This window comes from Microbulbifer sp. YPW16 (assembly GCF_021290385.1).
Classification (GTDB): Bacteria; Pseudomonadota; Gammaproteobacteria; order Pseudomonadales; family Cellvibrionaceae; genus Microbulbifer; species Microbulbifer zhoushanensis.
Window position 1 is genome coordinate 2,552,059 of sequence record NZ_CP089928.1, and the last position, 23,208, is coordinate 2,575,266.

26 protein-coding genes are annotated in these 23,208 nt (G+C 59.8%); 20 read left to right on the forward strand and 6 right to left on the reverse strand.

What is annotated here, in order from left to right:
- Positions 1 to 88 precede the first annotated feature (88 nt).
- Genes LVE68_RS10970 through LVE68_RS10980 form a run of 3 tightly spaced genes read left to right on the forward strand, consistent with a single transcriptional unit; the run spans position 89 to position 3,271 of the window.
- Positions 89 to 2,128: a M3 family metallopeptidase gene (locus LVE68_RS10970; RefSeq protein WP_232940388.1), complete on the forward strand. Its 2,040-nt coding sequence runs from the start codon at positions 89 to 91 to the stop codon at positions 2,126 to 2,128.
- 54 nt (positions 2,129 to 2,182) lie between these two features.
- A complete protein-coding gene (locus LVE68_RS10975) occupies positions 2,183 to 2,452 on the forward strand; it encodes a YheV family putative zinc ribbon protein (protein ID WP_232940389.1) in 270 nt (89 codons plus the stop codon).
- 9 nt (positions 2,453 to 2,461) lie between these two features.
- A complete protein-coding gene (locus tag LVE68_RS10980) occupies positions 2,462 to 3,271 on the forward strand; it encodes a hypothetical protein (RefSeq protein WP_232940390.1) in 810 nt (269 codons plus the stop codon).
- 233 nt (positions 3,272 to 3,504) lie between these two features.
- Here the strand turns inward: LVE68_RS10980 and LVE68_RS10985 are convergent, their stop codons facing one another.
- Positions 3,505 to 4,164 (reverse strand): hypothetical protein, encoded by a 660-nt coding sequence (locus tag LVE68_RS10985; protein WP_232940391.1) that lies wholly within the window; start codon positions 4,162 to 4,164, stop codon positions 3,505 to 3,507.
- Positions 4,165 to 4,249: 85 nt separating this feature from the next.
- On the reverse strand, positions 4,250 to 5,608 hold the full coding sequence (locus LVE68_RS10990; RefSeq protein WP_232940392.1) for an MATE family efflux transporter: 1,359 nt from the start codon (positions 5,606 to 5,608) through the stop codon (positions 4,250 to 4,252).
- 456 nt (positions 5,609 to 6,064) lie between these two features.
- Between LVE68_RS10990 and coxB the strand changes: the two genes are divergently transcribed.
- The 4 genes from coxB to LVE68_RS11010 are packed head-to-tail and all read left to right on the forward strand — an operon-like array spanning position 6,065 to position 10,273.
- Positions 6,065 to 7,210, forward strand: a complete 1,146-nt coding sequence (coxB, locus tag LVE68_RS10995; protein WP_232940393.1) for a cytochrome c oxidase subunit II — start codon at positions 6,065 to 6,067, stop codon at positions 7,208 to 7,210.
- Positions 7,211 to 7,234: 24 nt separating this feature from the next.
- Positions 7,235 to 8,785: a cytochrome c oxidase subunit I gene (ctaD, locus tag LVE68_RS11000; RefSeq protein ID WP_232940395.1), complete on the forward strand. Its 1,551-nt coding sequence runs from the start codon at positions 7,235 to 7,237 to the stop codon at positions 8,783 to 8,785.
- Between the two features lie 19 nt (positions 8,786 to 8,804).
- The gene (locus LVE68_RS11005) at positions 8,805 to 9,377 is read left to right on the forward strand and encodes a cytochrome c oxidase assembly protein (protein WP_232940396.1); all 573 of its coding nucleotides are present in this window, start codon (positions 8,805 to 8,807) and stop codon (positions 9,375 to 9,377) included.
- A gap of 5 nt (positions 9,378 to 9,382) precedes the next feature.
- Complete coding sequence (locus LVE68_RS11010; protein ID WP_232940398.1) at positions 9,383 to 10,273, forward strand: cytochrome c oxidase subunit 3; 891 nt, start codon at positions 9,383 to 9,385, stop codon at positions 10,271 to 10,273.
- A 42-nt stretch (positions 10,274 to 10,315) separates the two neighbouring features.
- On the opposite strand, the gene LVE68_RS11015 is transcribed toward LVE68_RS11010, so the two are convergent.
- The gene (locus LVE68_RS11015; protein WP_232940400.1) at positions 10,316 to 10,540 is read right to left on the reverse strand and encodes a DUF2909 domain-containing protein; all 225 of its coding nucleotides are present in this window, start codon (positions 10,538 to 10,540) and stop codon (positions 10,316 to 10,318) included.
- 126 nt (positions 10,541 to 10,666) lie between these two features.
- On the opposite strand from LVE68_RS11015, the gene LVE68_RS11020 reads away from it, so the two are divergent.
- The 8 genes from LVE68_RS11020 (at position 10,667) to LVE68_RS11055 (ending at position 17,353) form a co-directional block, all read left to right on the forward strand.
- On the forward strand, positions 10,667 to 11,356 hold the full coding sequence (locus tag LVE68_RS11020; RefSeq protein WP_232940402.1) for an SURF1 family protein: 690 nt from the start codon (positions 10,667 to 10,669) through the stop codon (positions 11,354 to 11,356).
- Positions 11,357 to 11,398: 42 nt separating this feature from the next.
- Entirely contained in the window at positions 11,399 to 12,031 is a 633-nt protein-coding gene (locus tag LVE68_RS11025; RefSeq protein WP_232940404.1) for an SCO family protein, read from the forward strand.
- Between the two features lie 13 nt (positions 12,032 to 12,044).
- Positions 12,045 to 13,085 carry a COX15/CtaA family protein gene (locus LVE68_RS11030; protein ID WP_232940405.1) on the forward strand — a complete coding sequence of 347 codons (1,041 nt, stop codon included), beginning with the start codon at positions 12,045 to 12,047 and terminating at the stop codon, positions 13,083 to 13,085.
- A gap of 25 nt (positions 13,086 to 13,110) precedes the next feature.
- A complete protein-coding gene (cyoE, locus tag LVE68_RS11035) occupies positions 13,111 to 14,004 on the forward strand; it encodes a heme o synthase (protein WP_232940406.1) in 894 nt (297 codons plus the stop codon).
- A gap of 17 nt (positions 14,005 to 14,021) precedes the next feature.
- Positions 14,022 to 14,717: an SCO family protein gene (locus LVE68_RS11040; RefSeq protein WP_232940407.1), complete on the forward strand. Its 696-nt coding sequence runs from the start codon at positions 14,022 to 14,024 to the stop codon at positions 14,715 to 14,717.
- An 88-nt stretch (positions 14,718 to 14,805) separates the two neighbouring features.
- Positions 14,806 to 15,582, forward strand: a complete 777-nt coding sequence (locus LVE68_RS11045; RefSeq protein ID WP_232940408.1) for a CPBP family intramembrane glutamic endopeptidase — start codon at positions 14,806 to 14,808, stop codon at positions 15,580 to 15,582.
- A gap of 94 nt (positions 15,583 to 15,676) precedes the next feature.
- Positions 15,677 to 16,006 (forward strand): hypothetical protein, encoded by a 330-nt coding sequence (locus LVE68_RS11050; RefSeq protein WP_232940409.1) that lies wholly within the window; start codon positions 15,677 to 15,679, stop codon positions 16,004 to 16,006.
- Between the two features lie 258 nt (positions 16,007 to 16,264).
- Entirely contained in the window at positions 16,265 to 17,353 is a 1,089-nt protein-coding gene (locus LVE68_RS11055; RefSeq protein WP_232940410.1) for a hypothetical protein, read from the forward strand.
- Positions 17,354 to 17,401: 48 nt separating this feature from the next.
- On the opposite strand, the gene LVE68_RS11060 is transcribed toward LVE68_RS11055, so the two are convergent.
- A complete protein-coding gene (locus LVE68_RS11060; protein WP_232940411.1) occupies positions 17,402 to 18,679 on the reverse strand; it encodes a hypothetical protein in 1,278 nt (425 codons plus the stop codon).
- Positions 18,680 to 19,081: 402 nt separating this feature from the next.
- Between LVE68_RS11060 and LVE68_RS11065 the strand changes: the two genes are divergently transcribed.
- The 5 genes from LVE68_RS11065 (at position 19,082) to LVE68_RS11085 (ending at position 21,624) form a co-directional block, all read left to right on the forward strand.
- Complete coding sequence (locus tag LVE68_RS11065; RefSeq protein WP_232940412.1) at positions 19,082 to 20,530, forward strand: UbiA family prenyltransferase; 1,449 nt, start codon at positions 19,082 to 19,084, stop codon at positions 20,528 to 20,530.
- A gap of 9 nt (positions 20,531 to 20,539) precedes the next feature.
- Positions 20,540 to 20,899 carry an EamA family transporter gene (locus tag LVE68_RS11070; protein ID WP_232940413.1) on the forward strand — a complete coding sequence of 120 codons (360 nt, stop codon included), beginning with the start codon at positions 20,540 to 20,542 and terminating at the stop codon, positions 20,897 to 20,899.
- Between the two features lie 132 nt (positions 20,900 to 21,031).
- Positions 21,032 to 21,259, forward strand: a complete 228-nt coding sequence (locus LVE68_RS11075; RefSeq protein ID WP_232940415.1) for a hypothetical protein — start codon at positions 21,032 to 21,034, stop codon at positions 21,257 to 21,259.
- A 36-nt stretch (positions 21,260 to 21,295) separates the two neighbouring features.
- Complete coding sequence (locus LVE68_RS11080) at positions 21,296 to 21,475, forward strand: hypothetical protein (RefSeq protein WP_232940417.1); 180 nt, start codon at positions 21,296 to 21,298, stop codon at positions 21,473 to 21,475.
- Between the two features lie 2 nt (positions 21,476 to 21,477).
- The gene (locus LVE68_RS11085) at positions 21,478 to 21,624 is read left to right on the forward strand and encodes a hypothetical protein (protein ID WP_232940418.1); all 147 of its coding nucleotides are present in this window, start codon (positions 21,478 to 21,480) and stop codon (positions 21,622 to 21,624) included.
- Between the two features lie 20 nt (positions 21,625 to 21,644).
- Here the strand turns inward: LVE68_RS11085 and LVE68_RS11090 are convergent, their stop codons facing one another.
- Entirely contained in the window at positions 21,645 to 22,451 is an 807-nt protein-coding gene (locus LVE68_RS11090) for an iron chelate uptake ABC transporter family permease subunit (protein WP_232940419.1), read from the reverse strand.
- Positions 22,451 to 23,170, reverse strand: coding sequence for an ATP-binding cassette domain-containing protein (locus LVE68_RS11095; protein WP_232940420.1), 720 nt, complete (start codon positions 23,168 to 23,170; stop codon positions 22,451 to 22,453). The genes LVE68_RS11090 and LVE68_RS11095 overlap by 1 nt, the downstream gene beginning before the upstream one ends.
- Positions 23,171 to 23,208: the final 38 nt, after the last annotated feature.

Here is a 23,208-nt window from a genome sequence, read left to right on the forward strand (position 1 = left end):
AGGCTGGGGCTACCGCGAACCTGCCGGCGCCGCAGCCGTGGCCTCGCCCAACCAATTGTTGCACCGATGTAAGAGAACAGGGTCCCACATGTCCAATCCGCTGTCAGAAAACGCCCTCCTGCCGCCCTTTGACCGTCTTCACCCGGAGCACGCTGAGCCCGCAATAGGGGAGCTGATAGATGCGTGCCGGGAAGTGCTGCGGGAGGGCCTGCGCCAGCCGGGCTGGGACACGACCCTGGCCCCCCTGGAGGAGGCCGAGGATCGCCTGAGCCGGGCATTTTCCCCGGTCAGCCACCTGAACAGCGTGCTCAGCGGTGACTGGCGCGCCCCCTACGAAGCGGCCCTGGCGGAAGTGACCGCTTACTCCACTGAGCAGGGCCAGAACCGCGAGCTGTTCGAGGTCTACCGGGATATCGCCGGCAGCGACGAATTTGCCCAATGGCCCCAGGCCCGTCGCCAGATGATCGAGCTGGGCCTGCGGGACTTTCGCCTCGGCGGTGTCGCCCTGGACGGCGAGGAGCGCGAGCGATTTGCCGCCAACAAGCGGCGGCTGGCGGAGCTGTCCAGCCGCTTCGCCAATAACGTACTCGATGCCACCAACGCCTGGACCCACCACACCCGCGATGTGGAAGAACTCGCCGGCCTGCCCGCCACCGCGCTGGCCGCGGCGGAAGAGGCCGCCCGCAACCGCGACCAGGAGGGCTGGACCATCACCCTCGATGGACCCTGTTACCTGGCGGTGATGACCCACGCCGACAACCGCGACCTGCGCGAAATGGTCTATCGCGCCTTCGTCAGTCGCGCCTCTGACGTGGGCCCCCAGGCCGGCGCCTTCGATAATTCCGCGGTAATGGAAGAGATCCTCACACTGCGGGCGGAGCAGGCGCAGCTGCTGGGTTTCGGCAGTTACGCCGAGCTGTCCGTGGCCCGCAAGATGGCGACGGATGCCGCCACCGTAACCCGCTTCCTCGAGGACCTGGCGGCCCGCGCCCGGCCCGCCGCCGAGCGTGAGTTCGCCGAACTGCAGGCGTTCGCGCGGGAAACACTGGACCTGGACCACCTGCATCCGTGGGACATCCCCTGGGCCGCGGAAAAACTCAAGCAGGCTCGCTACGCCGTCAGCCAGGAAGCGCTGCGGCCCTATTTCCCGTTTCCTCGGGTGCTGGAAGGGTTGTTCGCGGTAGTGGAAAAACTGTTCGCGGTCACCGTGGAGGAAGACACTTCCGTGCCGGTCTGGCACGAGGACGTGCAGTTCTTCTGGCTGTCGCGGGACGGTGAGCGCATCGCCGGCTTCTACCTGGACCCGTTTGCCCGCGAGCGCAAGCGCGGCGGAGCCTGGATGGATACGGTCACCACTCGCCGGCAGGGGGCAGGCGGCCTGCAGCTGCCGGTGGCCTACCTGGTGTGTAACTTCAGCGCCGCGACCGGCGATACGCCCTCCCTGCTGACCCACAATGAGGTCACCACCCTGTTTCACGAGTTCGGGCACGGCTTGCACCATATGCTGACCCGCGTGGATGTGGCCGCGGTTTCAGGGATCAACGGTGTGGCCTGGGATGCAGTCGAACTGCCCAGCCAGTTCCTGGAGAACTGGTGCTGGGAACCCGAGGCCATCGCCATGATTTCCGGGCACTACAAAACCGGCGCGGCGTTGCCGCAGGCGCTGCAGGAAAAAATGCTGGCGGCGCGCAATTTCCAGTCAGCCATGTTTACCGTGCGCCAGCTGGAGTTCGCTCTGTTCGACTTCCTGCTGCACAGCCGCCCTGGCGGCGCCACGGCACAGGAGATCCAGCAATTGCTGGACGAAGTGCGGGCGCGGGTCGCGGTGGTGCCGGTGATTGCCGACAACCGTTTCCAGCACAGCTTCAGCCATATTTTTGCCGGCGGCTATGCAGCGGGTTATTACAGCTACAAGTGGGCCGAGGTTCTGTCGGCGGACGCCTTCTCCCTGTTCGAGGAGCAGGGTATCTTCGATCGTGACACTGGCCAGCATTTCCTCCACTGTATCCTCGAGCAGGGCGGGAGTCGCGATGCACTGGACCTGTTCACTGAATTCCGCGGCCGCGAGCCTAAAATAGATGCGCTGCTGCGCCATTCGGGCATTGACTCCACCGCCGAAACCGCGTGACGCCACCACCAGTAAACATCCAACCGAAGCAAAGGCAGTATCGGGAAAATTGATATGAATACAGAAGATGGCGGCAAGCAGACTGGCAAGAAGCGTTTTATTGCCGGGGCGGTCTGCCCGCGCTGTAGCGCGATGGACCGAATCGTCAACTTTCGCGAGGGGGATCGCAATTACCGCGAGTGTGTAGAGTGCGGTTTCAAGGACGAAATTCGCCTGCAGTCCACGCCCCGCATCCCGGACACGCGGGTACAGCGGACGCCGGATGCAGAGCATGAGGCACCGGTGAAAATCATCCAGCCACCTAAAAAGAATAACCAGGACTGATAACAACCTGTGAAGAAAATCCTTGCCTGCGGCGGGCTGCTGCTCGCCGGCATCATTGCTTTTACCTTTATTGGCCACTACCGGGAAGTACGCGAAGAGCAGCGCGAACAGACGGCACAGCTACTGGCGCGCTGTGTCAATGAGAGCCTGCTGTCACTGTTCCGGCTGCAGGCAAATGAGTGGCGTGATCGGCCGGACTTATACCGGGACGAGGCAGCGCGGCTGAGTAAAAATGTCGCCGCGCTGCCGCAGCGACTGTCGTCCGGAGAAGACTACCCGGAATGGCGGGAAGCGGTGCTTATCTGTGAACAGTTTACGGAGCATACCAACGCACAGCACCGCACGATATTCCGTCCGCTGGCTGCCTTTGCCGAATTGCCGGTGGGAGACAACCGCCTGTTAGGTGACCGGCGCGAATTGCGGCAGCTCCGTCGCCGCCTGGCATCAGTAGAGGTGTCGGCGCGTGCGGCGGACCGATACCTGCAGGATATGCAGCGGGATATCGCCCAACTGGTCAATGATTCAGGTCTCTCTGCGGCGACCCGGCAAGCAGCCGAACAACAGATCAACAGCGAGGTCCTGGACCGCTACCGGCGCGGAGCCTTCTCCCTGAAGCAGGTGCTGGCGCATACGGGACGAGTGCACCACTATTATAAATTGCTTGCCGGGAATCCGCGCGGCTGGACGCTGCGTGCCGGGGGATTGTACTTCCATGATCGTGCACTGCGCAGTGAAGTTGACCAGTTGAACAGTGCGGTATTCCAGGGTGAGGGGCAGTTCTATGCCAACTGGAAACAGGTTCTACAGCGCCAGCAATAACCGGGCCGGCCGGGGGATAATCCGCTTGGAAAAGCGGGATGTATGCGGACTGTGAAGTGGGTGTAAAAAATAATGAGCAGGCACAGCCATTATTATTCGACCTGCTCCATGCTTCCATCCTGGAAAGATATTTTTATTGGGAATCCTCTATAACTGGCAAAACAGCCAGTAAACAAACCTGTAATCAATTCGAAAAATAACCCTTCAGACCGATATACGACAGGTTGCCCTGGCTAGTGCACCGTATCATTGCTGATTACCGCACCCGGGGTCAGCAACCCGAACTCCAGGCTGTGGGCCAGGTCCGGCCACTCGCCGGGATCGTGGCTAAAACGCTGGCGACAGAGAATCAGGGCCACCGTCATCTCGCTGTCGAGCTTCAGGTCCATGAAAGCCCGCCCCAGGCGGGCACTTTCGGAATCCATCTCCTCACAGTGCTTTTCATTCAGTAGCCCGCGAATGACCAGGTTCGCGCGCATGGGGTCCATGGGCAGTAGCGGTGCGCCGCAAAGGGGTTGCAGCCGGTCGTTGATTTCTTCCATTACCCGGTGCGACAGGTAGGCTTCCGGGACCAGGGTGTGCAGCTGTGGACGCTCTCCAGCAATGCCGGACATCCGCTCCAGGCACTGGTCAATCATCACCTGCACCGGGTTAAAGTCGATGTCGGCCGCCGCCAGCTGGTGGTGCAGCTGGTGTAACCAGGGCGGCACACTCCGTACATAGCGTATCGCAAAGCAGGTCAGGTGCAGTGCACTGTCGCCCTCGGGTAACTGGATGCTGCGGTGCAGCGCAGGTAATTGCCGGTGGACGTGCCGGCGAAAATCGCCCTGCTCGCGCTCTCGCATAACAGCGAGATCGATCGTCCGCTGCATCTGGCGGTATTGGTTGTACATCGGAACCCGCTTTGCTGTGTAGTTAAATATTTTTTAATTTGTCTGATATATAGCAACGGAGATCGGATAGTGCAAAAAAGATCTGCTATTGATTGCTGTCGGGGATCCACGAGTTGCTTTGAGTGTAGTAGTGGTAATAAAGCAGTAGACTGAAAGATCGTGCACTGATCCACAAAAACAGGCTGAACCAAACGCCATGGTTGTCCCACGGACGTGTCAGCCACCATGCGGGAAAGAAAACCAGCACGGTTGCAATAAACATGGTGTCCCGCATTTCCCGGCTGCGTCCCGCACCGATAAATACCCCATCGAGCAGAAAGCACCACACTGCCAGCAGTGGCAGGGCGCACAGCCAGGGGTAGACCGACCGCGCTTCCACCAACACTGATTCCAGGTCGGTAAACAGCGGCAGTATCCATTCCCTGCCCGGTACCAGGATGGCAGTGACCAGCAGCGCGCTGCCCAGTGCCCAGCGGCCCGCGCTGCGGACAGTTGCGCGGAACGCGGGTTGTGAGCGCCGTGCTATCGCGTCACCCACCAGGGACTCGGTGGCATGGGCGAACCCATCCAGTGCATAAGAGGTCATCATCAGTAATTGCAGCAGGATAGCGTTGGCTGCGAGTACTGCGTCGCCCTGCGCAGCACCCTGGGCCGTAAAAAAAGTGAGCGTTAAGAGCAGCAGGCAGGTGCGCACAAACAGGTCGCTGTTGATGCGCAACAGCTCCCGCCATGGACTGCTATCCGCCCAGGGATACAGGCGCGGGTCCCGGAGCCGCCGGGCAATTTGCCGGTAAATATCGCTACCGATCCCCCGCAGCAGGAAAATACCGCAGCCGAATGCGCAGATATCGGCGCATACCGTTGCCAGCGCTGCCCCGCGGGCACCCCATCCCAGGCCAATGATAAAGACCACATCCAGCAGGATATTGAGCAGGTTGGCAGCGAGCAGTATCAGCAGTGGCGCGCGGCTGTCCTGGCGGCCGATAAAGAACCCCAGCAGTGCGAAGTTGGCCAGTACCAGGGGGGCGCTGAAGAGCCGGATCTGCAGGTACGCCTCAGCCTGGGGCGCGGCCGCGGCACTCGCATTCATCCATTGCACAATGGTGCCGAGTAAGGGGGACGCGATCGCCAGCAGTGCCAGCCCCAGCACCGCGGCGAGGCACAGCGCCCGCAGCAGCCAGCCGATACCGCCATCGGAACTGCCGGCGGCCCGGGCCACCAGCCCGGTGGTGCCCATGCGGAGGAAGCCGAAGGCCCACAACAGCATCGACATCACGCTTGCACCCACGGCCACCCCGGACAGGTAGGTGGGGGAGGGCAGGTGGCCGAGGATTGCGGTATCCACCGCGCCCAGTAGCGGCACGGAGATATTGCTGAGGATCATCGGCCAGGCCAGCTTCCAGACGCGCTGGCCGGGATCTTCCAGGAGTTGTGACTGCTTCATTCACCCGAGACTTAAGTTGGCGGATTCATTGACTTTTTGCCAGCGATGTGTTCCTTTTGTTGTCGTGCTGCCCCTCTGTGAAGAGGCCGCACCGGCTCTTCCCGGGGGCGGTCCACAGGGCCACACCGGCAGGCCGGAAAAAAGATGTACTGAGACAGTAATTGCAACAAAAAGAGACGCAGGTTGTTGGTTGTACCTTCCGGACGACGACATCTGAAGTAAAAAATCTTTGGGAAAAGAATAACAAGTTGCACTGAAGCAGTATCGCGGAGCAGGTTTTTCCCCTGCTGCGCCCAGTGTAAGTAGTCTTGTGTTACTACGCGATGTCCACAATTTTTGTGTGGAATTACCCGGAAACCGTGCCCGGCGAGCGCCCGGCCGGCAATGGGGAATCCAGTTATCCGTGAATGCAGCCGATGGCTGATATAAAAACAAACACACGGAGATCTGTAGGCGATGTTGAAAGGCTTCGATCGGCTGTTCGCCTTGCTGGCAACTTCGCTGCCGGCCTACTCCGCTTTTGCGGAAGTCGAGGGGGCGGAGCGCTGGGGGGTCAATATGACCCAGGGCGTTACCGAAGTTTCCCGTACCACTTACGACCTGCACATGCTGATCTTCTGGATCTGTGTGGCAATCGGCGTGGTCGTCTTCGGGGTGATGTTCTACAGCATGTGGCGTCACCGCAAAAGCAAGGGCTACCGGGCAGCACAGTTCCATGAGAGCACCGCAGTGGAGCTGGTGTGGACCATTATCCCCACCCTCATCCTGGTGCTGATGGCAATACCCGCCACCAAGACCCTCTACGATATTTACGATACCGGCGAAGCCGACCTCGATATCATGGTCACCGGTTACCAGTGGAAGTGGAAATACGACTACCTGGGTACCGATGTTTCCTTCTTCTCCAACCTCTCCACACCGCGTTCCCAGGTCGACAACCAGTTGCCCAAGGGTGAAAACTACCTGCTCGAGGTAGACGAGCCTGTAGTGGTGCCGGTGGGCAAGAAAATCCGTTTCCTGTTTACTGCCAATGACGTGATTCACGCCTGGTGGGTACCGGACCTGGCGGTGAAGAAGGATGCAATCCCCGGCTTTATCAACGATGCCTGGACCCGCATCGACGAACCCGGTATCTATCGGGGCCAGTGCGCTGAACTCTGCGGCAAGGACCACGGCTTTATGCCGATTGTGGTCAAGGCGGTACCCGAGCAGGAATACGACGCCTGGCTGAACGAACGGGCGGCCCAGGCAGCCAAGATGCGCGAACTGACGGAAAAGACTTTCGATTTCGATGAGCTCTTCGCCATGGGTGAGAAGGTCTACAACCGCAACTGCGCCGCCTGCCACCAGCCCAACGGCCAGGGCGTTCCCGGCACCTTCCCTGCCATCGCTGGTTCGCAGGTTGCCACCGGGCCGCTGGACAAGCATCTGAACATGGTCGTTAACGGGTCGTCGAAAAACCCGGCCATGCAGGCCTTCGGCCCGCAGCTTTCCGAGGTGGACATCGCCGCGGTCATCACCTATCAGCGCAATGCCTTTGGCAACGAAATGGGCGATACCGTGCAGCCCGTCGACATCCTCAATTTTAAGAATAAACAGTAAGCGGGAGCCGAAAGGAGCATTAGTATGGCACACGGTCCTAAACCCGGATTCTCCCGGTGGCTCTACACCACCAACCACAAAGACATCGGCAGCATGTACCTCTGGTTCAGCTTCGCCATGTTCCTGCTGGGCGGCTGCATGGCGCTGGTCATCCGCGCCGAGCTGTTCGAGCCCGGCCTGCAAATCGTGCAGCCGGAATTCTTCAACCAGATGACCACCATGCACGGCCTGATCATGGTCTTCGGTGCGGTGATGCCGGCCTTCGTGGGGCTGGCCAACTGGATGATACCGATGATGATCGGGGCACCGGACATGGCCCTGCCGCGCATGAACAACTGGAGCTTCTGGATCCTGCCGTTCGCGTTCGCGATGCTGGCTTCCACGCTGTTCATGGATGGTGGCGCACCCAACTTCGGCTGGACTTTCTACGCCCCACTGTCCACCGAGTACGCACCGCCGAGTACCACCTTCTTTATTTTCTCGATCCATATCATGGGTGCGTCTTCGATCATGGGGGCAATCAATATCATCGCCACCATCCTCAATATGCGCGCACCGGGTATGACCCTGATGAAGATGCCGCTGTTCGTGTGGACCTGGTTGATTACCGCCTACCTGCTGATCGCGGTAATGCCGGTACTGGCGGGCGTGGTCACCATGATGCTGATGGATATTCACTTCGGTACCAGCTTCTTTAGCGCAGCCGGCGGTGGCGATCCGGTGCTGTTCCAGCATGTGTTCTGGTTCTTCGGCCATCCCGAGGTGTACATCATGATCCTGCCGGCTTTCGGTATCGTGTCGGCGATCATCCCCACCTTCGCGCGCAAGCCACTGTTCGGTTACAGCTCCATGGTGTACGCCACCGCATCAATTGCCTTCCTGAGCTTTATCGTGTGGGCGCACCACATGTTTACCGTGGGAATGCCGATTGCCGGTGAGTTGTTCTTCATGTACGCCACCATGCTGATCGCGGTGCCCACCGGGGTGAAGGTGTTCAACTGGGTGACCACCATGTTCCGTGGCTCCATGACCTTCGAAACGCCGATGCTGTTCGCGATTGCCTTCGTGATCCTGTTTACCATCGGTGGCTTCTCCGGCCTGATGCTGGCGATCGCACCGGCGGACTTCCAGTATCACGATACCTACTTTGTGGTGGCCCACTTCCACTATGTGCTGGTGCCCGGTGCGATCTTCTCGATCACCGCCGGCGTCTACTACTGGCTGCCAAAGTGGACCGGCAACATGTACAACGAAACCATGGGCAAGGTGCATTTCTGGCTCGCTTTCGTCGGCCTGAACGTGACCTTCTTCCCCATGCACTTCGTCGGCCTGGCCGGCATGCCGCGGCGGATTCCTGACTACGCGCTACAGTTTGCCGATTTCAACCAGATTGCCAGCGTGGGTGCCTTCCTGTTCGGTGCGGCGCAGATCGTGTTCCTGTTCAACGTGGTACGCACGGTAATGGGTGGCAAGAAGGCGACCGACGAGGTGTGGGACGATCCGGAAGGCCTGGAGTGGACCGTGGCCTCCCCGGCGCCCTACCACACCTTCAGCACGCCGCCGGCGGTGCGCTGAAACACGGAGTGGCGCGGCGATGCAACTGAGTGAAAACGCAAAACTCACAGCCAAGCTGCTGGCCCTGGCCGGCAGCATGCTGGTGTTTGCCATCTTTATCATGCCGCCGCTCTACGACGCCTTCTGTGAAATCACCGGGTTGAATGGCAAGACTGGCAGCCGTTACGAGGCGGTTCCGGCTGCAGTACAGACCGACCGCAAGGTAAAGGTACAGTTTGTCGCCAGCCACAACGAGAGCATGCCCTGGGATTTCCGCCCGTCTGTGGTCTCCATGACAGTGCATCCGGGCGAGGCAGTGGACACGGTTTTCCTGGCCCGCAATCCCACCGGCCGCGATATGGTGGGGCAGGCGATACCGAGCCTGGTGCCATTCAAGGCGGCCGAATATTTTCACAAGACGGAATGCTTCTGTTTTAACCAGCAGACCCTGAAGGCGGGGGAGAGCGCAGAACTGCCGTTGCGCTTTATTGTCGACCCGGACCTGCCAGCAGGGGTCAACACCATTACACTTTCCTACACGCTGTTCGATGTCACGGAAAAATTTACCCGGAACCTGGATAACAAAAATGCCGACTCCGAGCGAGAGGGATAAAAATTATGGCCAGTGAAAGCAGCTACTATGTGCCCGAGCAGTCCCGGCTGCCAATTTTTGCGACCATCGGTCTGTTCCTGACCGCGTTTGGAGCCGCCAACTGGATCAACGGCGGCTCCTCCTATATTTTCTTTATCGGTGCTCTGGCGATGGCCGGCGTACTGTGGTTCTGGTTTGCCGCAGTGATCCGCGAGAACATGGCTGGGCTGAACAGTGACCAGCTGAAGCGCTCCTACGTCTGGGGCATGGGCTGGTTCATCTTTTCCGAGGTGATGTTCTTTGCCGCCTTCTTCGGTGCGCTCTATTACATCCGCACCTTTGCGCTGCCCTGGCTGGGCGGGGAAGGTGACCGGGGCGAGTCCAATATGCTGTGGCAGGGTTTCGAGAACACCTGGCCGCTGATGGTAACCCCGGATGCCGCGGTGCATGGCGATGCCGCCAAGGTGGTCGGGCCCAATGACATCATCGACCCCTGGCACCTGCCGCTACTGAACACCGTGATCCTGCTCACTTCCAGTGTCACCGTGCATATCGCCCATGTATTCCTGAAGAAGGGCAAGCGCAACGCCTTTAACCTGTGGCTGGGACTGACCGTGTTGCTGGGGGCACTGTTCCTGTTCTTCCAGGTGGAGGAATACTATGAGGCCTATGTCCACCTGGGGCTGACACTCGAGTCCGGTATTTACGGCACGACCTTCTTTATGCTGACAGGCTTCCACGGTGCGCACGTGACCCTGGGCACCATCATGCTGTTGATCATGTTGCTGCGCTCGGTCATCGCCCATCACTTCAAGCCGGACGATCACTTTGGCTTCGAGGCTTCCAGCTGGTACTGGCACTTCGTGGATGTAGTCTGGGTAGGCCTGTTTATTTTTGTATACGTACTCGGCTCCTGAGGACTAATGGCGGCCCGCAATGCGGGCCCCGAAAGAGCGGTATCAGTATTTATTGGCCCAGGGAGCAGTATTGGAGAGCATGCCGCTGTCAAAGCCATACCAGATGGCAAGCAGCAGCAGGGCAGCCAGGGAAATACGGATACCCAGGGCGTAAAGGGTGCGCTTCGATTCTGGGGCGCCCATATCGCGCAAGAGGAAAAACAGCGCGCTGGACAGGCTGGCCAGCACAGCTAAAAACAGAAAGACAATAACGATCTTCAGCCACATTTGTATTCGCCATTTGTTGTAGGGGCCTGTTCGCAGGCTGGAATCGGCATGACAGTAGAGACCCATCCAGTGCGACCCCGGAAACCTTCCGAGAGGGCCAGTGTAGCACTGATTTCCAATTGGCCCGTGACGGTGTTCAGCGCACTGTTGCTGCCGGTCCTGGTGGGCCTGGGGCTTTGGCAGCTGGATCGGGCAGCGGAAAAGCGGGCCCTGGTTACTGCCGTTGACAGTCGCCTCGCCGCCCAGCCGCAGGACCCCAGCCAACTCGCGGACCTGCAGCGCTATATCCCGGTTCGCCTGCTGGGTTACTTCACCGACGAGTACTTTTACCTGGACAATCGCACGCGTAGCGGTCACGTGGGTTACGAAATCCTCCAGGTTTTTGTGTCCGGTGACCGACGCTGGCTGGTCAACCGGGGCTGGTTACCGGCGGAACGCAAGCGCTCAGCGCTACCGGAAGTGACCTGGCCCCGGGCGGCGAAAGTGATCACCGGCTTTCTCTATCCGGTAGCGCTGGCCGAGGATGAGGCTGCTGCGTCGGCTGTCGCCGGCACAGCGCGAATCCAGGCGGTGGATTCCCGGCTGGCCGACACACTTGACCTGGCGCAGCCGCAATGGACGATCAGGCTGAGTGCGGACTCGGATACCGCACTGGTCACTGACTGGCACCTGGTCAGCAGCTCGCCGGCACGCCACCTGGCCTATGCGTGGCAGTGGTTTGCGATGGCGATGGCACTGGTGATTCTGTGGCTGCTGGCGGCCACACGGCTCCCGGCCAGGCTCCGTGGAATTGATCGCCGGCGGCAAAGAGATTAACCGGCTCGAGAATAATGAAAACAGACAAGAGGTAACCTAGCCGTGACCCAGAGCAACGATACCCACCGTGAAATCAGCGAAGATGCCCCGCCCCGGTCCCGCCGGTTGCAGGCCCTGTCCGTGGTAGCCTCGGTAGTGCTGCCTATTGCGGCCGCCTACATCGTCTTCTACACCGGCGTGGGTATGCCCGATGCCACCGTGAACGAGGGCAGCCTGCTGGAGCCGCCGCGCAATATCCAGTCACTGCCGCTGATGGAGCAGGGCCGGGCCCCGCTGCAACTGGAGGCGGAAGAGCCCAAGTGGCGCTACCTGATTGTGCCGGGGCAGGATTGCGATAACGCCTGTGAGGAGCTGCTGTACACCAGCCGCCAGGTTCACGTCCGGCTCGGGGAGAAGGCCCGCCGGGTCGAGCGCCTGCTGGTCAACACTGCACCGCTCAGCCCGGAGCGCCGCGAGCAGCTGGCAGAAAAGCACCCGCGCCTGCGATTCGTGACCCTGCCTGCGGCGCAGCTGGACAGCCTGCTGCAGGGTACCAGTCACAGCACCATCGATTATCCCAGTGCGCTGCTGGTGGACCAGCAGGGTTACGCAATGATGGTTTACAACAATGAACACAGCGGCAACCAGCTGCTGAAAGATATCAAGCGACTGCTGAAGTACTCCTACGAGCAGTAAGCCGGAGAATTGCATGCGCCAATACCAACCCGACCCGGACTATAACCCACGCAATGACTGGCGACTGCGGGTCGCCATGGCCGGTACCCTGCTGGCAGTGGTGGTGGTGGTCCTGGGTGCATTCACGCGGCTGGTGGATGCCGGTCTGGGCTGTCCTGACTGGCCTGGCTGTTACGGCCACCTGACCTGGCCGGACGAAGTGCACGAGATCGAGAGTGCCAATGCCGCCTTCCCGGATAGCCCGGTGGCCACGGACAAGACCTGGCCGGAAATGGTGCACCGCTATTTTGCCGGGGCACTACTGCTGCTGGTTGCAGGGCTGACCGTGATGGCCTGGCGCCGGCGGGGGCAGCGGGGTTTCCTGCATACCCATTTCCTGCTTGGCCTGATCATCCTGCAGGCCGCGTTCGGTATGTGGACAGTGACGCTCAAGCTCTGGCCCCAGGTGGTCACCGCCCACTTGCTCGGGGGTATGGCGACCCTGTCCTTGCTGTGGCTGTTGGTTGAACGCCTGCGTTACCGCAAGCGACTGATTCCGGTACATGAGTTCCGGCGGTTGCAGAAAATCCGGCCGCTGGCGATTGTCGCCGTGGTGGCAGTTTCATTGCAGATTGCGCTCGGGGGCTGGACCAGCTCCAACTATGCCGCGCTGGCGTGTGCCGACTTCCCCACCTGCCATGGCGAGTGGTGGCCGGCGATGGATTTCAGCCAGGGTTTTAACGTGGCGCAGCACATCGGTCCCAATTACCTGGGGGGTGCCCTGGAGAGCGATGCCCGCACCGCAATCCATATTACCCACCGCCTGGGTGCGCTGGTTGTCAGCGCGATAGTCCTGTTGCTGGCGGCACTGGCATGGCGGGCAGGTTCGCGGCGCTGGGCTGTAGGCCTGGCCGGGGTGCTGCTGCTGCAGGTATCACTGGGTATAGCCAATGTGGTGATGTCACTGCCACTGCCGGTGGCCGTGGCGCACAATGCCGGTGCCGCGTTACTGCTACTCGGGCTGCTCACCTTCTGTTACCGTATCCAGACGGCCCAGCCGCGAATGAAAAAATAATAACGAAGTACAAAGAGGTGAAACCATGAGCACCCAAGCCGCCGCCCTGACGCACGCCACCTGGCGCGACTACTACGAGTTGACCAAGCCGCGGGTGGTCATGCTGATGATCCTCACCTCGGTGATTGGCATGCTGCTGGCAGTGCCGGGGATGGTGCCTCTCGACGTGCTGGTGCTGGGGAACCTGGGTATTGCGTTGTGTGCCGGCAGTGCCGCAGCGGTCAATCACCTGGTGGATCGCCATATCGATATCAAGATGGCCCGCACCAGCAATCGTCCTATTGCGCGTGGTCGGGTGGAGCCCCGCCGGGCGCTGGCATTCGCCCTGGCCCTGGGTGTGGCGGGCATGGCCGTGCTCCTCGCATTCGTCAATGCGCTCACGGCATGGCTGACCCTTTTCTCACTGCTGGGCTATGCGGTGGTCTACACCATGTTCCTGAAGCGCGCCACGCCGCAGAATATTGTAATCGGCGGGATCGCCGGGGCCGCACCACCACTGCTTGGCTGGACCGCGGTAACCGGGGAACTGCACGGACATGCGCTGCTGCTGGTGCTGATTATCTTTGCCTGGACTCCCCCGCATTTCTGGGCCCTGGCGGTTCACCGCCGCGAGGATTACGCCAAGGCCGACATCCCCATGCTGCCGGTGACCCACGGCGTGGCTTACACCAGGCTGCATATCCTGCTTTACACCTTTATCCTCTTCGCTGTCAGCCTGCTGCCGTTTGCAACCGCCATGCTGGGCTGGCTGTACCTGCTTGGCGCTGTGGTGCTGGGTCTGGGTTTTGTCTACTGGGCAGTGGAAATGCTGCGTGACCGGAACCCGAATGCGGGCATGGAAACCTTCAAGTATTCCATTATTTACCTGATGGCACTGTTCTGCATCATGCTGATTGATCACTACCTGGTAGCAGTGTGATAAATGGGTGAGGAAAAATGAGCAAAAATACTGCTGGTGATCCAGGCCTGAACAGCCAGGACAAGAGCCCGGAACAGCAGCGCGGCGTGCTGATTACAGTTGCCGTCTGTGTCTTTTTTATGTTGGCAGTGCTGGCCGGTTTCCTGAATAAAATGGGCCAGCCGAGGGTGCTGACCGAGGCTGAAATGCGGGCCAATGGGACCGTGGAGCTGGAACGCCCGCGGATACTGGATAATTTTACGCTGGTAGCGGACAGCGGCGACAACTGGGAAACCGGAGAGCTGGCCGGTCGCTGGACGCTGGTGTTCTTTGGGTTTACCCACTGCCCGGATATATGCCCCACCACCATGTCGACCCTGAACAGCTTCTACCAGATGCTGGATCCGGAAACCCGTGCAGATACGGATATCCTGCTGGTCTCCGTGGATCCCAAGCGAGATACCGCTGATAAGCTGCGCCAGTACGTGGACTATTTCAATCCGGAATTTGCCGGTGTCACCGGTGAGTTTCTCAACCTCAAGCGCTTTGCCAACCAGCTCAATGTGCCCTTTAACAAGGTACCGCTGGAAGACGGCGAGTACACGGTGGACCATGGGTCGCAGGTGGTCTTGATCAACCCCCGCGGACATTACCACGCCTTTTTCAAGGCGCCACTGGATCCGGCGAAAATGAAACTGACCTACCGCTCCCTACGCGCAACCTACAACGGCTGAATGCCGACGGGCCGGTAATACAGGGTAGGCCTGTGGGCCCGCCACCTTACGAAAGGCCGGCCAGTTAACCTGGACTGATATCCCCGATATGGACATCGAACAGCGCAGTGCCAGCCCGGTACTGCCATTGCAAACCAGAGCGCTTTATATTCCGCTGGCGCTGGCTTTATGTGTGCTGCCGTTTGGCTGGGTCGGTTTGGCGGCGCCCCTGATCTGGCTGGCCCTGAATGGAATAGAGCGCAGCTCGGGCTGGTCCCGTGGACTGCTATTTGTTGTCGCGGCGATCGCCATGCTCGCCGCGGCGCTGGGTTTGCTGCCGGCGGTCCCCCGGATCGAGTTGCTGCCGCCATACGCAGACAATGCCGGAAACATGATCGTTAGCAGTTTCAACCCGGGCAAGGCCACCATTGCGGTTGCAGTGATTGCCTTTATGTTCGGGCGCAACCAGTGGCCCGCAAGGCGGGACTTGCCGTTGCTGATCTTCGCCGCAGTACTGCCGGTGGCACTTGCACTGCCGCTCACCGGCCTCTCAGCCAAGTTTTCCGTAACCATTCTGCTCGCACTGGTGATCAACCTGGTTGTCGTATGCGTGAGCGAAGAGGCGTTTTTCCGCTGGATCCTGCAGCGTGGCAGCGAGCAGCTGCTGAGGCGGTGGCGCTGGCTGGCGGTGCCCCTGGTGGTGGCGATATTCACCCTGTTGCATACCGGCTGGGCGGCGAGTCCACAGGTTGTCACGCTGGTGGCACTGGCGGGGTTTGGCTATGCACAACTCTGGTACCTGCGGGAAAAATTCTGGCTTTGCGTCCTGGCGCACTGGGGTGTGAATAGCCTGCATATGCTTCTGTTACCCTATCCACTGCAATAACCATGAAAACATATGCCGCGACGTCGGTGCAGTAATAGCTAATTACCACCGTCCAGCGTGCACACTCCCCTGGCTCACCGGAATACAGTAAACAATGGGCATTAGTACTGAAGTCATACTCTCACTGGTCATATACAAAGTCGTTTCGCTGCTGGTGGGTAGCCTGTTCGGCTATCTGGGCTACAGGCTTTTCATATCCGGCGTCTGGGGTGGCGCCGGTGAGCTGCAAGCCGCATTTCGTGATAACCGCCTGGTCCTGAAAGAGGCCGCACCGGGTACCTTTTTTGCCATCTGTGGCGTGGTTATTATTGCCGTTACCTTATATAAAGGCCTGGAGTTTGAGGACTACCACAGGGGCAATACGAATTACGTGGAAATCGCGGAAGAAGGGGGCGATGACCTGGCGGCCCAGCCGAAAGAGTGAAGGACAGTCCGGTGGCCCAACCGGAGAGACCTATATCATCTTTCCCTCTCAAGGGAACAATAAGGTCATTGCGCATCCAGCGTGCCCAATCCTTCTCAGTAATTGGGGCAGTTCCCCACTGGGGTTATCCTGTCGGCCGGCACAGCGTCGCGGGGGATCACATGGAATACGCAACCGCTGGTTGATGGACAGCACCGGATGCTGTTCAGATAATGCGGAATAAAGTTTGCAGAATTGCATTGCAAGGGAAGCGCCGTCATGGAAAGAGCCGTCGTCGTTCATGAGGACCGGCCGGAAAATACTGAGGGTCTGGTGCTGGCAGTAGAAAGTATTCTCCGGCACACGAATTCCACCGAAATTATTGTCAGTCACCGATTTCCTGACCCCGTTTTTCGTGCCTGGCTCAAAGCGCAGCCGGTGCGTGAGGCCCAGCTGGATACTACAGGTTTTAGTGGTTGGAATATCAAGGCGCGAATTATCCAGCAACTACTGCAACAGGGGTATCCCGAGGTGATCTGGATCGATGCGGATATCCTTGTCTGCGGAAACTTCCTGGAAAAGTTTACGGACTTTTCACCCTCAACAGTGATTGCCACAGAAGAGACGGCTTTTGGGCAGCGCCAGGGTGGCAGCCACCGGACAGTAAGCTGGGGATTGAAGCCCGGCCGTCGCCTGGCCCGCACCATTAACACGGGCGTGTTGCGTGTGACGTGTGAACACACCGAGCTCATCGACACCTGGTGCAACATGCTCTCCCATCCGGTTTATCGTCAATCCCAGAGGTTGCGCTGGTTCGAGCGGCCGCTGCATATGGTGGGGGATCAGGAGGCATTCACTGCCTTGGTGTGTGCGGATGAGTTTGCCCACATTCCTCTATACCAGTTACGCAGCGGTGTGGAAATTGCCCAGTGCTTTGGCCCTGCCGGCTTTACACCCGCTGAGCGCGTGAAGGCCTGGTTGCGCAGTCGCCGGCCGCTCTTCGTGCATGCCATGGGTACCAAACCCTGGGCGCGCGGGCCACTGGAGAAGGTGCGTGGGCTACGCGCCCTGTATAACTACATTCACCTTGAGACTTGCCCCTATACCCTGATCGCATCGATCGATTACGGAAGTCGCCGGTACCCACTGGACTGGACGCGACCCCGACACCGGGTATCGCGGTTGTTTCGCCGCCTGTCCGGCGATCATTACCTCTTTTGCCAGTTACCCCTCGCGCTGTTTGACAGTGCTACGCGGCTATTGCGCAGGGTGCTTGGGATCGGCCGCTACCAGGCCAACGCCCGCTTTACTCTCGAAGCGCAGGACTTTCGTCGTAGCACCGTGACCACCTCAACACCGGGATCCTGACCGTGGCCTGAGGGCCAGCTTTTCAGGGCTGGCGGGTCCATTGTGGGCTCACCCGGCCTGTGATGCGCGGCGGGGGTAGGCAGTGCTGTCGGTATGGCCCCGGAGCAGCCTGTCACTGACAGCCACCAGGGCCAGCGCCGCGAATGCTGCGATGAAAGGCACAGTGGGAAGGTGATAGCGATCCTGGGAGGCTATCAATGCATGAATACCCGCATTGGCTCCCCAGCTCAGGATGAATGGGTGGGTCAGTGCCCTGGCAAGCCCGGCCTGGTACAGGGTTAGCGCGAGGCCGCCGAGGCCTGCTGCCAGCAAAAGGAGCCAGTATCCCTGGGCCAGGATTTTCAGCGGTAGTAGCGCGCCTTCACCAAAGCGCGTCCTGATCCCCTCTGCGTTCCAGGTTATCCCAATGGTTTCATAACTGTGAAAGCGAAACAGTTTTATGAAAGTGCGCTGTACAAATGCTACCGGTTCTTCCGCAATATACTCCAGGGCGCGGGCCCTTAGAACCCGGCTCATTTCGTAAGTAGAATTCGTATTTGCAATCACGTCGGGCGGGATTTCGGCATAACCTCCATTGGTACCCGGTGAATTCCCCATCCAGAATACGGCTCCGCCGTTAGAGGACATGGGCACAAAATCATCGTATAGCTGGTAATTCCGGTAAGCCCAGGGCGCGACCATCAGTGCGAGTATCAGGAAGCAGCAGCCGGTGCGAAGAACCACTGCCAGAGGGCGTTGCCGCAAATACGCGAAGCAGGCAATCGCAAAAATGATTATCGAAACGGTAATCAGTGGCCGCACATAATACGCAGCGCCCAGCAACAGGCCCGCAAAGACCACTCGGCCCTTTGCCCCCTTGTCAGCGGTCACAAAACAATAAAGCCCGGCGACTGAAAAAAACATAAACAACAGTTCGCTCGCGAGTACGGTCACGTAAAAAATACCGGTCGGCCAGAGTGCAAGCAGTAAAAGGCTGAGCCTGGCAACCCGCGGATCGCTGAAAAAGATCTGGCACAGACGTCCAGTAAAGAAAAGGATTCCCACAGACAGGCAGATGTTTAGCGCTACGATCGGCCAGTATGCATGGCCAAACAGCAGGTACAGGGCTGCGTAGATCGCCGAGGTGCCCACTGCCCAGTAGCTGCCGGGCTCATCGGGTTGCCAGCCGTAAGTCCCGTGCTGCCAGATATTCACGGCAAAGGTATCGTAGGCGGCACTGTCGGAAACCGGCATCACCGGCACCAGCAGGGCCCATAGCAGGCGCAGGCCAATGGCGAGCAGGTAGATTCCGGGCGTCGCCACCAGCAGGCGCATCAATCGATCCATGATTATCGCTCCATAAGCTTTTGCAAAGCGGCAAGGATTATACGGATAGCGCCCGGGCGGCGACAGCTGTTGTGATTCGTTGTAACACCCTCTTCCGGATTCCGGTTTTTACCGCCTGGACGGGATGGTGCGAACCTTGCAAGCACTATGCCTGCCCGGCCTGTGTATTACTGTAATCGCGCCGGGGTTGCATTTGTGCCGAAATAACGAAAAGATCCCGTGCTCGTCCCGCACTGGAAGCGGGCGCGGGTTTTAGCTCGCCTGGTACATTTGTTCAAGAAGGTAGGTGCCGGGAATTGACTGGAACGAGTCACGGATAATGAGAGCACTTGCCTGTAAAGGGTAAATGCCAATGAACGCCCCATGGAACCGGGGAGCAGAATCGCTTAAGGAGAGAGCGCAGTGTCCCATCACGAGTCCCCGTTGATTGTCGACCTGGATGGCAGCCTGATCCGTACCGACTTACTCTATGAGTCATTCGTGCGTACCCTGTTTACCCGCCCCTGGGCACTGGCTTTCCTGCCCCTATGGCTGTTCCGCGGTATTGCCTACCTGAAATATCGCCTGGCCCAGGCCATCGATATCGACGTCAGTGCATTGCCTTATAACAGCAGCCTGCTGGAGTTCCTGCGGGAGCAGAAGGCACAGGGCCGCAGCCTGGTTTTATGCACCGGTGCCAATGAAGGCCTCGCACGGGAGGTAATGGATCACCTGGGTATTTTTGATGAAATCTACGCCACCGGAATTACCCACAACCTGACCGGCGAGAGGAAAGCGCAGTTCCTGCGCGAGCGTTACGGCGAGCGTGGCTTCTCCTATGTGGGTAATGAGAACCGGGACCTGCGCGTCTGGCGCTTTGCCAGGTCTGCCGTGGTGGTTGGGTCAAGCCGGGCCCTGGCGGAAAACGCAGCACAGGTCTGCCAGCTGGAAAACAGCTTTCCAACAGCGGCACCGACTTTGTCAATTTATCTGCGGCAGGTCCGTATCCACCAGTGGGTCAAAAACCTGCTGTTGTTTGTGCCGCTGGTGACGTCACATCAATTCCTCGACGCGGAAGCTGTAACGGCAGCATTGCTGGCGTTCGTCTGCTTTGGCCTGTGTGCCTCGGCCACCTATATCATCAATGATATTGCGGACCTGGATTCTGACCGGGCGCACCAGAAAAAGCGCTGGCGACCATTGGCCTCGGGGATGTTGTCCATCCGCGCGGGCCTGCTGCTGTGTTGCCTCCTGCTGCTCGCCTCGGGTGTGCTGGTTACTTTCCTGCCACCGTGGTTTGGTGCCGTGCTGTTCCTGTACCTGGTTACCACGCTCGGTTACAGCTTCCTGCTCAAGCGGCTGCAGACCGTTGATACAGTGGTTCTGGCGGGGCTGTACACCACCCGTATCCTGGCGGGGGCTGCCGCCATTGGCGTCTATCCCTCCTACTGGCTGCTGGCATTCTCGATGTTTGTGTTCCTGTGCCTGGCGCTGGTCAAGCGAATTTCAGAAATCTACCGCAAGCAGGGGGCAGACGAGACGTCCCTGCAGATCCGTGGTCGCGGTTATTTCACCTCCGACCTGCCGGTTCTCACCAGCCTGGCGTCAGCCGCGGGTATGGTTTCGATCCTGGTGTTTGCCATGTACGTAAACAGTGCGGAGGTGATGGGCATGTACCGTTCACCGATGATCCTGTGGCTGGCCTGCCCGCTGTTTGCCTACTGGATTATCCGCATGCTGGTTATGGCTTCCCGCGGTGAAATTGATGAGGACCCGATTGCGTTTGCGATCAAGGACAAGCGCAGCTGGATAACCGGCCTGGTTCTCGGCCTGGTCCTGGCAGCTGCCTCCACCATGACGATTCAGGGATAAGAAATGAATGTGCTCAACCTCTCCGTCATATTGTTGACGGTGTTCCTGTCCGCCTGCGCGCAACTATTGCTGAAGCTGGGTATGCAAAGGGCCGGTGAGGATTACCTGGCTGACGGCGTTGGCGGTATGGTGCGTGTACTCTTCAGTCCCCACGTCTTTTCCGGGATATTCGTATACGCAGTCAGCGTACTGGTATGGCTCTGGGTGCTGTCGCGGGTGGACCTCAGTATCGCCTATCCGTTTGTTGGGCTGAGTTTCATTTTTACGCTGTTGTTTGGCTATGCGTTTCTCGGTGAGCCGGTCAATGCCATGCGCGTTGGCGGATCCATGCTGATTGCCGCCGGCTGTATCTTCGTGGCGCGCTCCTGATCCTTCCATTAACGAACCCTAGTGCTGTGTATCCGCTGGTGGCAGCCGGCTTGCTTGCACAGTGCAATTCATCGTGTACGCTCAGGGTAAGATTGGCGCTGCCGAGAGGCCCCAGGCGACAGGGTTCGTGCATTGAAAAACCTGTTCGATAAGTTTTCGCACTCGCGCAGGGTCTGCCGTGCCCTGGGTTGGCTGGGGCTTTGCCTGGTAGTACCCGTTGTGCTGTGGGCGGCGCTCGGCGGGCTGGGCCTGGTCCCCTCCCTGGTGGAGGTGTTCACTGTGCCGGGCCTCAGGATTCCGGCATCAATCGCCATTACCGGGCTGTTGATGGCCGCTGTTGGTTTCTGGGATTACGACTGATCTTCCGGGCACAGCCCGGTATTGCTGGAGGCAGCCATGTTCAAGCTATCGGACCTGTTCATCATGATCGCAGTGGGGATCTCTTTTGTGCTGTCGGGATACCTGTGGTTCAACGGGTATCGGGAGCAGGGGATCTTCACAGCGCTGTGGGTGCCGAGCATTCTCGCTTTCGGCATTTACTTCAAGGTTTCCGCGCTGCTGGCACGGAGGCAATAACCATGTCGGATACGATGCTCCTGGTCATTGCCATCGGCGTATTCGTCATGCTGGTGATCGGTATTGCGCTGACCATTTACGAGTTCCGCCAGGCCGGTGAGGAACCGGCAGAAAACTCGCATTCCAAGGGCGACCATCCGGGGCGCTAAGCCGCGCGGACGGGGATGCCTCAGGTTGCGGGCCCGGTTCGCAACTGGGCCAGCAGGAATAACAGCGCTGCCGCCAATACAATCGAGGGCCCGGCCGGGGTATCCCAGAGGATGGATGCCAGCAGCCCAAGGATGACCGCCACTGCGCCGATCAGGGAGGCGAGCAGTGCCATGCGTTCGGGCGTGTCGGCCAGGCGCCGCGCTCCGGCCGCCGGAATGATCAGCAGGGCGGTAATCAGCAGGATGCCCACCACTTTCATGGCAATGGCGATCAGCAGTGCCAGCATCAGCATCAGGGCGAGCCTGACCCGTTCCACCGGCACTCCCTCCGCGGCGGCCAGTTCCTCATTCAGGGTGAATGCCAGCAACCTGTCCCACAGGAAAAACAGCAGGCCGCCGATAGCCGCAACTGCCGCCGCCATCAGCACCACATCCTGGCCACTGACGGCCAGCAGGTCGCCGAGCAGCAGCGCCAGCAGGTCGACGCGGATCCCGAACAGGCTCACCGTGACAATACCCAGCGCCAGCATGGAGTGCGACAGGATCCCAAGCAGGGTGTCTACCGACAGGGTCTGTCGGCGCTGCAGGTAAACCAGCAATACTGCCAGCACGCAACAGGTGGCGCCCACAGCGAGGGTTGGTTGTAACTGCAGGAGGAAACCCAGGGTCACACCGAGCAGGGCGGAGTGCGCCAGGGTATCGCCGAAATACGCCATGCGCCGCCAGACGGCAAAGCAGCCCAGTGGACCGCTGACCGATGCCACCAGCAGGCCCGCGGCCAGGGCGAACCACAGGAACTGGCTGCTGAACAATGCACTGACATCCATTACGCGGTCTCACTCCCGTTACCGTTGTCCCGGTGGCTGCAGCCTTGGTCGTGCACGATGTCGCCCCCCAGGTCGTGTTCATGGTTATGCTGGTGGGTATAGGGTGCCACCTTGTCGCCGAATAATTCGATAAAGGCCGGGTCGCGACTCACCTGCTCGGGATGGCCGTGACAGCAGATATGCTGGTTGATGCACAGCACCCGGTCGGTAGCCGCCATCACCACGTGCAGGTCGTGGGAAACCAGCAACACACCGCAGCTCAGTTCGTCCCGCAGGCTGGCGATCAACTGGTAGACCTCGCCCTGGCCCCCCACGTCCACTCCCTGGGTGGGTTCGTCCAGCACCAGCAGCTGTGGCCGGCGGGCGGCTGCCCGTGCCAGCAGCACCCGCTGCATCTCTCCCCCGGACAGGTCTGCCAGGCTGGCCCGCGCCAGGCGCGCCGCGCCGACCCGGGCCAGTGCTTCGTGCGCCGCGGGCGCATCGACGCGCTCGTTACCCAGTTGCAGGAAGCGCAAGACCGACATGGGCATGGACGGGTCAACCTGCATACGCTGCGGCATGTACCCGAGGCGCAGTCCCGGCTGGCGCCATACATTGCCGTGGGTAGGGCGGGTGAGTCCCAATAACAGGCGCAGCAGGGTGGTCTTGCCGGCGCCGTTGGGACCGATGACGGTGACGATCTCATCGCGCCGCAGTTCCAGCGTGATGTCGTGCAGCAACTGGCGGCCGGCCACCTCGAGGCCCAGCCCGTTTGCTG

Excerpts from the sequence above, each read along its gene's own strand:
- LVE68_RS10970 (WP_232940388.1), top strand. The coding sequence starts at position 89 with ATGTCCAATCCGCTGTCAGAAAACGCCCTCCTGCCGCCCTTTGACCGT.
- LVE68_RS10975 (WP_232940389.1), top strand. The coding sequence starts at position 2,183 with ATGAATACAGAAGATGGCGGCAAGCAGACTGGCAAGAAGCGTTTTATT.
- LVE68_RS10985 (WP_232940391.1), bottom strand. The coding sequence starts at position 4,164 with ATGTACAACCAATACCGCCAGATGCAGCGGACGATCGATCTCGCTGTT.
- LVE68_RS10990 (WP_232940392.1), bottom strand. The coding sequence starts at position 5,608 with ATGAAGCAGTCACAACTCCTGGAAGATCCCGGCCAGCGCGTCTGGAAG.
- coxB (WP_232940393.1), top strand. The coding sequence starts at position 6,065 with ATGTTGAAAGGCTTCGATCGGCTGTTCGCCTTGCTGGCAACTTCGCTG.
- ctaD (WP_232940395.1), top strand. The coding sequence starts at position 7,235 with ATGGCACACGGTCCTAAACCCGGATTCTCCCGGTGGCTCTACACCACC.
- LVE68_RS11005 (WP_232940396.1), top strand. The coding sequence starts at position 8,805 with ATGCAACTGAGTGAAAACGCAAAACTCACAGCCAAGCTGCTGGCCCTG.
- LVE68_RS11010 (WP_232940398.1), top strand. The coding sequence starts at position 9,383 with ATGGCCAGTGAAAGCAGCTACTATGTGCCCGAGCAGTCCCGGCTGCCA.
- LVE68_RS11015 (WP_232940400.1), bottom strand. The coding sequence starts at position 10,540 with ATGTGGCTGAAGATCGTTATTGTCTTTCTGTTTTTAGCTGTGCTGGCC.
- LVE68_RS11030 (WP_232940405.1), top strand. The coding sequence starts at position 12,045 with ATGCGCCAATACCAACCCGACCCGGACTATAACCCACGCAATGACTGG.
- cyoE (WP_232940406.1), top strand. The coding sequence starts at position 13,111 with ATGAGCACCCAAGCCGCCGCCCTGACGCACGCCACCTGGCGCGACTAC.
- LVE68_RS11040 (WP_232940407.1), top strand. The coding sequence starts at position 14,022 with ATGAGCAAAAATACTGCTGGTGATCCAGGCCTGAACAGCCAGGACAAG.
- LVE68_RS11045 (WP_232940408.1), top strand. The coding sequence starts at position 14,806 with ATGGACATCGAACAGCGCAGTGCCAGCCCGGTACTGCCATTGCAAACC.
- LVE68_RS11050 (WP_232940409.1), top strand. The coding sequence starts at position 15,677 with ATGGGCATTAGTACTGAAGTCATACTCTCACTGGTCATATACAAAGTC.
- LVE68_RS11055 (WP_232940410.1), top strand. The coding sequence starts at position 16,265 with ATGGAAAGAGCCGTCGTCGTTCATGAGGACCGGCCGGAAAATACTGAG.
- LVE68_RS11060 (WP_232940411.1), bottom strand. The coding sequence starts at position 18,679 with ATGGATCGATTGATGCGCCTGCTGGTGGCGACGCCCGGAATCTACCTG.
- LVE68_RS11080 (WP_232940417.1), top strand. The coding sequence starts at position 21,296 with ATGTTCAAGCTATCGGACCTGTTCATCATGATCGCAGTGGGGATCTCT.
- LVE68_RS11085 (WP_232940418.1), top strand. The coding sequence starts at position 21,478 with ATGTCGGATACGATGCTCCTGGTCATTGCCATCGGCGTATTCGTCATG.
- LVE68_RS11090 (WP_232940419.1), bottom strand. The coding sequence starts at position 22,451 with ATGGATGTCAGTGCATTGTTCAGCAGCCAGTTCCTGTGGTTCGCCCTG.